The sequence below is a fragment of the Pseudoalteromonas sp. AS84 genome, assembly GCF_038900255.1.
Lineage (GTDB): Bacteria > Pseudomonadota > Gammaproteobacteria > Enterobacterales > Alteromonadaceae > Pseudoalteromonas.
Genome location: NZ_JBBMQY010000011.1, coordinates 1 through 11,160, shown reverse-complemented (window position 1 = coordinate 11,160; position 11,160 = coordinate 1). Strand labels below are relative to the sequence as shown.

Sequence of the window (11,160 nt, the reverse complement as noted above, 5' to 3'; positions counted from 1 at the left end):
AAGGAAATAAACATGAAAAAACTATATCAATTAAAGCTTATTGCACTGGCAATTAGTACTACATTTATCACAGCTTGTGGCGATGCCCAAACCAACATTGTAGAAAAAGATCCCATTGTTGTAGAGGACGAGCACGATCATGACGATGATGATCACGACCATGATGATGGCTACACAATTGATTCATTAGGCAGATTAGCTGTACTGGCAGGCGATAGCAACGAAGCCAGCTTTTATGACCTAGATGACAACGCTTTACTTGAAACATTTACCCTGACGAATGATTCAAACACGCTATCGTCATCACCTGATTTTCGTTATGCCGTTATTGCAAGCCGCGCACAAGATTACTTAGGCTTTATTGATGGTGGTTTATGGCGTGAAGACCATGGCGAGCATTTACACGACTACGAGCAAAGCCCAGCGGCTAGCAGTTATGAGCTAACAAGTGGCAGCCGACCTACTCACCTTGTAAAACATGACGGCCAATTAGCTGTTTTTTATGATGGTGATGCAGACTCAGGCACGGTTGCCTCTGTTGAAGTATTAACAGATAACGACATAACCAGCGCAACAGCAACACTTCCGGGTATTAGTTACGATATTAATATGCACGGCGTAGCAGAGCCTCGCGGTGAGCATTTATTATCAACACTTCGTCGTGATGACAGCGAAAGCACATCGGTTGCTAAAGTACTGCCAGACCAAGTAGGTGTTTATCACTTTCATGATGGTGAATATGAGCTAGAACAAACCTTAGAAGTTACGTGCCCTGATTTACACGGCGCGGCACAAAACCACGACTACGTGGCATTTGGCTGTAGTGATGGTGTGTTATTAGCCCACCAGCACGATGATGAATACGAAGCTGAAAAAATAGCGAACATTGCAGCCGTTGGCGATTTACGCATTGGTAGTATTTATGGCCACGAAGATAGCGAGACCTTTATTGGCGTAGCATCTGGCCATGGTGGCGGCGAAGCCGTAATTGTAACTATTAACCCAGCAACAGCACAAATGGAAGAACTAGAATGGCAACTAGCCGATGGCGCAAGTGCTGTGTCGTACTCTTTTTCTGCCCATGGCGAGCACTTTTTAATATTAGACAGCTTAGGTTTTTTAAATGTATTTAGCGCACACGACCATGATGGCGAAATGCATTGGGAGCTTGAAGGCCAAGTTGATATTACCGAGCAAGATGTATCAACCATGCCAGAGGGCATGAGCTTTAGCATGACAGTGGCGCAAAATGGTCAGTTTGCTTATGTAGCGGACCCTATTGCTCAGCACGTTGTGCAAGTACACCTTGAAGACTTAGAAATTGAAAGTGAGGTTGAGCTTACTTTTGCTCCTAGTGCAATTACTTGGCTTGGTATTGCGCAAGAGGAAGAAGAAGACGATCACGACCACTAATTTCACTCTTTAAAAAGAGTACTCCCTTGAAGGTTGGCGTTTTAATGCCAACCTTTTTTTATTCACATTTTGTAACAGACCTTTTATCGCAAGTGCATCGCTATTTATAACCTTATTGTTATGATGTAACAGCTATTAATATAGGATGTAATCCCATGAAAAAATTAACAACATTGGCGCTTGCCTTGGCTGCAGTTATTGCACCGAGCGTATCGGCCTATGAAACTAAAGACACTCGCTTACTACGCTTTCCTGATATTCATAACCAAAACGTGACCTTTGTTTACAGTGGCGATATTTATATTGCTAATACACAAACCGGCGAAAGCAAACGTTTAACCGACCATATTGGTTTTGAAACATTTCCTAAGTTTTCTCCTGATGGTAAGCGCATTGCATTTTCAGCCGAATATAACGGCAGTCGCCAAATTTATGTGATCAACAGCGATGGCTCAGGCCTTAAGCAGCTTACATACTACAACGATGTTGGCCCAATGCCGCCGCGTGGTGGCTTTGATTACCGCGTTTTAGATTGGACCGCCGATGGTAAAAATGTGGTGTTTAGAGCAAACCGCACACCATGGGGCAAACGTATGGGTCGCCCTTATATGGTCCCTGCCGACGGTGGCCTTGAGCAGCCTTTAGCTATTCCAGAAACTGGCGGCGGTATGCTCTCCCCAGATGGTAGCAAGTATGTTTATACGCCCATTGACCGTGAGTTTCGTACCTGGAAACGCACCCGTGGCGGCCGCGCGCAAGACGTATGGATTTACGATTTAGAAAATAACACCTCAGAGCAACTAACCACTAACCGTGCAACCGACCAGCAACCTACCTGGGTTGGCGACAACATTTATTTTGTATCTGACCGTGATTACACACTAAACCTTTACCAATACCGCAAAGGCAGCGAGCCTAAAAAGCTCACTAATTATAAAAACTTTGACGTACTTTGGCCCTCAGCAGGCCCTAATGCAATTGTGTATGAAAACGGCGGTTACTTATATCGCTTTGACGCAAAAACACAAAAAAGCACTAAGCTGAGCATTAATATTGCCGGTGTGCGCCAATACGCTATGCCGTATAGCAAAAATGTGAGCGACTTTATTGATTCTATGTCGATTTCTCACGATGGCAAACGTGCTGTATTTACAGCCCGTGGCGAGCTATTTAGTGTACCTGTTAAACAAGGCCCTACGCGTAACTTATCGTACACAGATAAGAGCCGTGAAATAGACGCAAGCTGGTCGCCAAATGGGCGTTACATTGCTTACATGAGCGATGAAAGCGGCGAGTACGAAATTTACTTAAAAGATCGCAGTGAAAACAATGCCATTAAGCAACTTACTAGCAATGGTACCATTTGGCGCTTTACGCCTATTTGGTCACCCGATAGCGCTAAGCTATTGTTTGCAGATAAAAACAACACACTTTGGTGGTTAGATGCAAAATCGGGCAAGCAACACAAAATTGATACTGGCATTTACGACGAAGACGGCATTACTCAGTATACGTGGTCGCCTAATAGCCAAGACATTGTGTATGTTAAAAATAACGAAAACCGTTATGCCTCACTGTGGCACTACAACCTTAAAAAAGAAAAGGTGACGCGCCTAACAGACGAAATGAGTAACGAGCAAAACCCAACCTTTTCGCCAGATGGCCAATACCTTTACTTCAGCTCTGAGCGCGACTTTAACCTTGCGTTTAGCAGCTACGAGTTTGACTACATGTTTAACCGCGCCACCCGTATTTATGCGGCCGCAGTAAACGACAGCGTTAAACCGCTTATCGCCTTACAAAGTGACGAAACCACGATTGTAAAAGATAAAGAAGACGAAAAAGAAGATGACAAAAAAGTTAAAAACGCACTGCAAAGTAGCGACTTTATGCAGCGTGTTACCGCGCTTAATGCACCAGCGGGCGATTACCGAGGCTTAACCGCAGTAAAAGACGGCGTGCTTACACTTGCCAATGGTGGTTTACAACTTATAGGCACCGAGCACGACAGTGAGCTAGAAACAGTCGCTAAAGGTGTTAGCAATTACACTATATCGAGCAACAGCGAACATCTGCTTGTACATACAAGCGGCGGTTATAGCTTAATTGAGCCTAAACCAAAGCAAGACCTAGACGCCAACAAGCTCGATTTAAGCAAAATGACGCTTAAAATTAACTCGCAAGCTGAGTGGCAACAAATGTACGTAGAAGGCTGGCGCACATTGCGTGACTGGTTCTACGACGAAAACCACCACGGTCAAGATTGGGATGCTATTTTAGCTAAATACCAACCTATGGCTGATGCTATTAGCCACCGTAGTGACCTTGATTACGTACTTAGCGAAATTGCTGGCGAAATTAACTCCGGCCATATTTACGTGCAATCGGGTGATATGCCAAAAGCCGAACGTAAAAACCACGGTTTATTAGGCGCTAAGCTTGCAAGCGATCCATCGGGTTACGTAAAAATAGAGCAAATTTTCAAAGGTGAAAACTGGCATGACGATTTCCGCTCACCGCTGGGGACTACAGGCGTAAAAGCACATAACGGCGATTATATTATTGCGGTAAATGGCCGCTCGGTTAAAGACGTTGCTAACTTTTACGAACTCCTTGAAAACACCCAAGGCGAGCAAGTAGAGCTAGTGCTAAACAGCAAACCGCGTAGCAAAGGTGCGTGGCAAGTAACAGTAAAACCGGTAGCCAGTGAGCAAGGTCTACGTTATTTAGATTGGGTTAACTCGCGTGCAGCCTACGTTAATAAGCTATCAAATGGACGTATTGGCTACGTACACCTGCCAAATACAGCGTATGAAGGTAACCGCGCCATGTTTAAAAATTACATGCCGCAAACAACCAAAGACGCCATGATTATTGATGACCGTTACAATGGCGGTGGCTATATTCCTGAGCATATGATCACCTGGCTTGCACGTAAACCACTTAACTATTGGAAACGCCGAGGCACCGAGCCGACTAAAACGCCACAGTTTGCACACGACGGTCCTAAAGCAATGCTAATAAACGGCTATTCAAGCTCAGGCGGTGACGCAATTCCTTACTACTTCCGCCAAGCGGGTTTAGGTAAGCTAATTGGTACGCGTACGTGGGGTGGCTTAATTGGTATTTCTGGCAACCCTGCTCTTGTAGATGGCGGGCAAGTCATTGCGGCTACATTCCGTATTTTAGATACTCAAGGTAACTGGATTATAGAAAACGAAGGCGTGGCTCCTGATATTAAAGTGGTTGATCGCCCAGAGCTTATTTATAAAGGCCAAGATCCATCAATAGAACGTGCTGTACAGGAGTTACTAAAGGAGCTTAAAGCAAACCCTAAGCAACCTTTAGTAGTGCCACCAGCACCATCTAAGTTTCAATTTGCTGTATAGCTAAATAAGCTAATACCAAAAAAAACCCTGCAAATTTGCAGGGTTTTTTAATGACTTGGATTTAATGACTCATATAGTGTTAAAGCTTATTTTTTTCTCCAGCCACTCCATACATCATCTATATCATCAGCTTTATTTTTTTTCTTTTTCTTGCCTGTACCTTCTGGTTTTGCCATTGGCTTTTCATTTTTAAGCGCATCAGCTGCATCAAGGTTAGCTTGGTTTACCGCAAAACCGGTTACTTCCTCGCGCTCTAAGCGTAGTTTGTTTTTCTTTTCGATTATTTTAAAGTGATGTAAATCTTCATAATCAATTAACGATAACGCTAAACCAACTTCACCAGCACGGCCGCTTCGGCCAATACGGTGCATATAATCAGAAGGGCTGCGTGGTAGGTTAAAGTTTATTACCACTGGCAGCTTCTCAATATCTAAACCACGTGCAGCAATATCGGTTGCGATAAGTACTTCGATTTCGCCCGCTTTAAATTTTTCTATTACGCGAGTACGCTCACTTTGGCCTTTATCGCCATGGAAAACTTGTGCATTAACACCGCGCTTTTCAAGTTTACTAGCTAAATGCTCACAGTCTTTTTTCGCGTTCACAAAAATCAGCGCTTGGCGCCATTTATGCGTTTTAATTAAATGTGCTAAAACTGTGGTTTTTTCACCTTTGTTTACGGTAAAAACACGCTGTACTAAGGTGCTTTCATCTTTGTTTTGTACTTGTATTTCAACTGGGTCGTTTAAAAGCTCTTGCGTTAATAGCTTAACTTGCTCAGGGAAAGTTGCTGAAAACAACATGGTTTGTTTTTTAGCAGGCATTAACGCTAAAAGCTCAGCAAGCTCTTCAGTAAAACCAAGGCTTAGCATGCGGTCGGCTTCATCAAGCACAAGTGTATTTAGTTTATCGAGCTTAATAGCATTGCTTGAGATTAAATCGAGTAAACGTCCTGGTGTTGCCACTATAATATCAGCACCGCCACGAAGAGCCTGCATTTGTGTATTAACCGATACACCACCAAACACAGCTACTGTTTTAATCGCGCCATTAAAGTTTGCAGAGTACGATTTAACACTATCGGCCACTTGCGTAGCAAGCTCACGGGTTGGTACCAAAATAAGCCCCGTTACAAAGTTACCTTTGCTCGCTGTTTTTTTAGAGCCCAGCTCTAAAAATAGCTTTTGTAGCATAGGCAAAGCAAATGTAGCTGTTTTACCTGAGCCAGTATTTGCCCCCGCAATTAAATCACTGCCCGCAAGCACACAAGGTATAGCCTTAGCTTGAATTGGAGTAGGCTGGGTATATTCCAAATCGGTTAAACGAGCTAATAGCTCTGGAATAAGGCCAAGTTCGGTAAACGTGCTAGGGCTTGTTGCTGAGGTCATAAAAATTGTGGGCTCATTGCTAAAAAAGTAGCCTGTAATTTTAGCGTATTTAGCGCTTATTAAGTAGGTATTAGTGATTTTAATGTTTTTTATAGGTAACAGCTGCGCGATTTAAGCTGCTAGTTACGAGGAAATTTAAGTATCACCGAAGGCGCTTCACACCTAAAGAAGCTTTCATAAAAAGCCAGCAACTAAGTTGACAATATTATTAGCTCTTACTCAGTTCTGCTTGCAACCTAGCTTTTGTTTCTTTTAAGTAATTTATATAAGGATATGAGTCGTTTGCAATCGCTAAAGCAGATTCAATCTGTTCAAGCGCTTGGCGAGTATCACCCTGCATTTCATAGCCATAAGATAAGGCTGAAAACGCATCGACTGATTTTGGGTGGTTTTTTATATTATACTTAAACACCTCAATAGCACGGGCAAATTGCTTGCTGCCCGTTAAGTTATAACCGAGTGATCTAACAGCGCGATCCGGTGGCGCAATCTGCTCGCCCCATTGTTGAGATAAGTTTTGATAATAAGCATCAATAGAGGCTACATCGTCAGTTAAATCACTTATGGGCATTTGTTTAGGCAAAAATAAGTTGTGATAGGCATTAAATGAACCAGCAACCGAAGTCAGGTTATGCGAGACACCATCAAACGCATCACTAAAGAAGCGTAGCTCTCGCACTTTATACGATTGCATAGCTTGCTGCAATTCATCGTACCTTTCGCGCATTATGCCAGCTTCTTCGCCGATATTGATGTAAACGTAACTGTTAAGCTTTTTCGTTTTAGCTATAAACGATTTTGTACTTTTTACCGATGCGCCATAGTTCCACCAAACCGCTGGGCTATACGCAATATGCGCTTGGAATAACTCAGGATTTGCCTGCAACGCATATAGCGTAAATACACCACCCGCAGATGCGCCAGCAATCACTTTATAATTATGCGTACGATAATTCTTATTAACTAAAGGAATGAGCTCTTGCTCAAAGAACGTCAAAAACTTTGCCGCGCCGCCCCCTTCACCTACCGGGCCTTGTGGCTCTTTATTCACTGTAGGATAGAAATCTCTGAGTCGATTAGTGCTTTCAATAGCGACAATAATAACCTCGGGCGCACGATTATCATTTTGTAAGCGCTCAATAACAGCACTGGCAAGCGGTATATTACCCGCGCCATCTAAGCGAAATATAACAGGATATACCTTGTTTGGCTCAGAATGATAGCTCTTAGGTAACTGAACGACAACTGTGCGTTCTTCGTTTAAAACAGCCGATTTAATAGTGTGCGTGTGCTGGGAGTAATCTGTACTTTGGTGTTTCGTATCCGATTGTGCAAAGACGCTGTGTGAACTAAAAATAAAAAAACTAACAAAACACAAAGCGGTGAGTAAGCGCATAACCAATCCTTTGATAATAATAACTTACTTAAATTAACAGAGTTTCAGGTACAAAAAAAGGCGCATTGAGCGCCTTTTTAGTTTTAACTAATAAATAATAACTTATTGATTTTACTCAACCGTAACCGATTTAGCCAAGTTACGTGGTTGGTCAACATCGGTACCTTTAATTACCGCTACGTAGTACGACAGTAACTGTAATGGCAGTGTGTAAACAATTGGCGCAATTATGTCGTCAGTGTGGTTTACGTTGATTACACGCATTGTGTCGTCTGACTCAAAGTGTGAATCTTTATCTGCGAATACATAAATAATGCCGCCACGTGCGCGTACTTCTTCTACGTTTGATTTAAGCTTTTCTAATAGCTCATTGTTTGGTGCTACAACAATAATTGGCATGTCGGCATCAATAAGTGCGAGAGGGCCATGTTTTAGCTCGCCCGCTGCGTAGGCTTCTGCATGAATATACGAAATTTCTTTAAGCTTAAGCGCACCTTCCATTGCAATTGGGTATTGTGAGCCACGACCTAAAAATAATGAATGGTGTTTGTCGGCAAACTCTTCTGCAAGGTCTGCAATGCCATCAGCGAGTAGCAATGTTTCTTCTAACTTAGCTGGAAGTACTTTAATTGCATTTACAATGGCGCTTTGATCAAGGCCTTTTTCTTGTGCGATAGATGCAGTAAGCATTAACAAACCAACTAGTTGCGTAGTAAATGCTTTAGTAGATGCTACGCCAATTTCAGCGCCCGCTTTAGTCATAAAGGCTAGGTCTGATTCGCGTACAAGCGATGAACCAGGTACGTTACAAATAGTCATTGAAGCCATGTAACCTTGCTCTTTAGCTAGGCGTAATGCAGCTAGCGTATCGGCAGTTTCACCCGATTGAGAAATAGTAACAAGTAGGCTATTTTCATGTACAAACGACTGACGGTATCTAAATTCAGAAGCTATTTCTACATTACAGCTAACACCCGCAAATTGCTCAAGCCAGTAACGTGCAACCATACCTGAATGGTAAGACGTACCACAGGCAATAATTTGCACGTGTTTTACATCTTTAAATATTTGCTGAGCGCTGTCGCCAAAGGCATCAATTGCTACGCGGTCGTCGTTTAAACGCCCTTCAAGCGTATTACGTACTGCAAGTGGTTGCTCGTAAATTTCTTTTAGCATGTAGTGACGGTAATCGCCTTTACCTGATGCATCTTGCGTAATGTTTGATTCAATCACTTCACGCTCAACTGCGTTGCCGTCTGCATCAAAAATTTCTACTGTGTCACGTGTAATACGCGCTACGTCGCCTTCTTCTAAAAAGATGAAGCTACGAGTAACTGGTAGTAGTGCTAACTGATCAGACGCAATAAAGTTTTCGCCAAGGCCTAAACCAATAACAAGAGGGCTACCTGAGCGCGCTACAATGATTTCGTTGTCGTTCGCTTTATCAAATACAACAGTACCAAACGCACCTTCAAACTGCTTAACAGCTGCTTGTACTGCTGCAAGTAACGTTGCGTGTTGCTTACGAAGCTTATGAATTAAGTGCACCATTACTTCGGTATCCGTTTCAGATAGGAACTCGTAGCCCTCTTCTTTAAGCGATGCGCGTAAGCTTGCGTGGTTTTCAATAATACCGTTGTGCACAAGTGCTAACTGGTTGTTTGATACATGTGGGTGAGCATTTGCTTCTGTAACGCTACCGTGTGTTGCCCAGCGTGTGTGTGCAATGCCTGTATGACCACTAACGCCGGCTTTTTCTAGCGCAGCTTCTACGTTAACCACTTTACCTACTGCTTTAACAGTATTAAGTGTGTTGCCATCAAGCAATGCTACGCCTGCTGAGTCGTAACCACGGTATTCAAGACGCTTAAGGCCTTCAACTAAAATTTTGTTTACTGGACGTTCTGCAACTGCCCCAACTATTCCACACATAGTGTCTCCATTAATTTTTTAAATACTTGCTACTCAGTAGCTACTGTATAATCTCTGCGCAAATTAGTTTTACACCACACGCCTCAATTGCTTTGCGTTTATCGTCTGCTAAGCCATTGTCGGTTATTAATGTGGTTACTATTTTCCACGGTAATTCTAAATTTGGTATTTTTCGGCCAATCTTATCTGATTCAACCATTACAATTACTTCACGAGCCGCTTCTGCCATTACTTGGCTCAAACCAACTAACTCATTAAAGGTTGTTGTGCCACGTTTTACATCTATACCATCAGCACCAATAAAGAGCTGATCGAAGTCGTAAGAGCATAATACATTTTCGGCAACTTGCCCCTGAAACGACTCAGAATGCGGATCCCAGGTTCCACCGGTCATCAAAAGTGTTGGCTCGTTCTCGAGTGCTAATAAACGACTAGCGACTTTAATCGCATTGGTCATAACAACGAGCCCACGTTTATTGGCAAGTTCAGGGATCATCGCTGCTGTAGTGCGTCCGCTATCAATAATAATGCGATTATGATCGTTTATAAGTGAGGCTGCCGCTTTTGCTATTGCTACTTTGCGCTTTGAATCTACTTCATCGCTAACAATTTCTTTAGGTAGTGCAATAGCACCACCGTAGCGGCGAAGTAATAAGCCACTTTTTTCAAGCGAGGTTAAATCTTTTCGAATGGTTACTTCTGATGTTTGAAACTGCTCAGCTAGCTTTTCAACAACTACTTCACCTAGTTCATTAACCTGAACCAGTATATTGTGACGACGCTGTTGTGTGTTTCGTTTAGTCATAAAGCTCGTGAATTAAGTTTCGTTTCGAAAGTTATGCGATTTTAAACGAAACAACCTAAATGGCAAGTGAATGAGTAAAAAAAACACAGTTTTATTCTAATAATAATAAAACTAAAAGTACGGTAAGCTATAACTAATTAAGTTATAAAGATAAATACAATGCAGTCATTTAACAGTATCAGTAAAGAATACTTAGCACAGCGAAAGCAAGCAGGTGAAACCTGCCGTTTATTTAATAAGAGCCCAAGTAAAGGCAACTTAAAACGTATCAAAGAGTTATTTTTAAAGTCGGGTGATGGTGTAATTATCGAATCAGGTTTTCATTGTGATTACGGTAATCAAATCGTTATTGGTGATCGTACTTTTATTAATATTAATTGCACACTTCTTGACTCGCCATTAGCCAATAACTCAATCACCATTGGTGATGACTGCTTAATAGGTCCGAACGTTCAGTTTTTAGCTGTATCACATGCTACTAATCCAGTAGAAAGGCTTAATAAAGAAAACTTTGCAGCACCTATCGCGTTAGGCAATAACGTATGGGTTGGCGCAGGTGTAATTGTTTTAGCGGGTGTAAGTATTGGTGAAAATAGTATTGTGGGTGCGGGTGCTGTGGTTACTAAAAATGTAGTGCCTAATACTGTAGTAGCGGGTAACCCAGCTCGTGAAGTAAGAACACTGTAGATATTCTCGATGTGATTTTAGCGTCAGGAGTCACTACGCTCGCCCGCCCTACGCGATGGATGTTAATGTGAGTGTCTATTAATTGCGCGCATTTTACTTTTCTGCAGACGTAAAAAAGCCCGAATCGTTAGATTCGGGCTTTCTACAATT

Annotated in this window: 7 protein-coding genes; 3 read left to right on the top strand and 4 right to left on the bottom strand. The window is 42.5% G+C overall.

All coding sequences use genetic code 11. From position 1 onward, the window contains the following. Positions 1 to 12: 12 nt before the first annotated feature. On the top strand, positions 13 to 1,413 hold the full coding sequence (locus WNY79_RS12395; RefSeq protein WP_342875986.1) for a 5-methyltetrahydrofolate--homocysteine methyltransferase: 1,401 nt from the start codon (positions 13 to 15) through the stop codon (positions 1,411 to 1,413). A 155-nt stretch (positions 1,414 to 1,568) separates the two neighbouring features. After that, positions 1,569 to 4,802, top strand: a complete 3,234-nt coding sequence (locus WNY79_RS12390) for a S41 family peptidase (protein WP_342875985.1) — start codon at positions 1,569 to 1,571, stop codon at positions 4,800 to 4,802. A gap of 86 nt (positions 4,803 to 4,888) precedes the next feature. Here WNY79_RS12390 and WNY79_RS12385 read toward each other — a convergent pair whose 3' ends face one another. From WNY79_RS12385 to WNY79_RS12370, 4 genes are all read right to left on the bottom strand, one after another. Beyond that, positions 4,889 to 6,190 (bottom strand): DEAD/DEAH box helicase, encoded by a 1,302-nt coding sequence (locus WNY79_RS12385; protein WP_342875984.1) that lies wholly within the window; start codon positions 6,188 to 6,190, stop codon positions 4,889 to 4,891. 208 nt (positions 6,191 to 6,398) lie between these two features. Next, on the bottom strand, positions 6,399 to 7,586 hold the full coding sequence (locus WNY79_RS12380; protein WP_342875983.1) for an alpha/beta hydrolase-fold protein: 1,188 nt from the start codon (positions 7,584 to 7,586) through the stop codon (positions 6,399 to 6,401). Positions 7,587 to 7,697: 111 nt separating this feature from the next. Continuing rightward, entirely contained in the window at positions 7,698 to 9,518 is a 1,821-nt protein-coding gene (gene glmS / locus WNY79_RS12375) for a glutamine--fructose-6-phosphate transaminase (isomerizing) (protein ID WP_024597898.1), read from the bottom strand. A gap of 40 nt (positions 9,519 to 9,558) precedes the next feature. Beyond that, positions 9,559 to 10,323 (bottom strand): DeoR family transcriptional regulator, encoded by a 765-nt coding sequence (locus tag WNY79_RS12370; protein WP_024597897.1) that lies wholly within the window; start codon positions 10,321 to 10,323, stop codon positions 9,559 to 9,561. A gap of 159 nt (positions 10,324 to 10,482) precedes the next feature. On the opposite strand from WNY79_RS12370, the gene WNY79_RS12365 reads away from it, so the two are divergent. Further along, positions 10,483 to 11,010, top strand: a complete 528-nt coding sequence (locus tag WNY79_RS12365; RefSeq protein WP_342875982.1) for a sugar O-acetyltransferase — start codon at positions 10,483 to 10,485, stop codon at positions 11,008 to 11,010. Positions 11,011 to 11,160 lie beyond the last annotated feature (150 nt).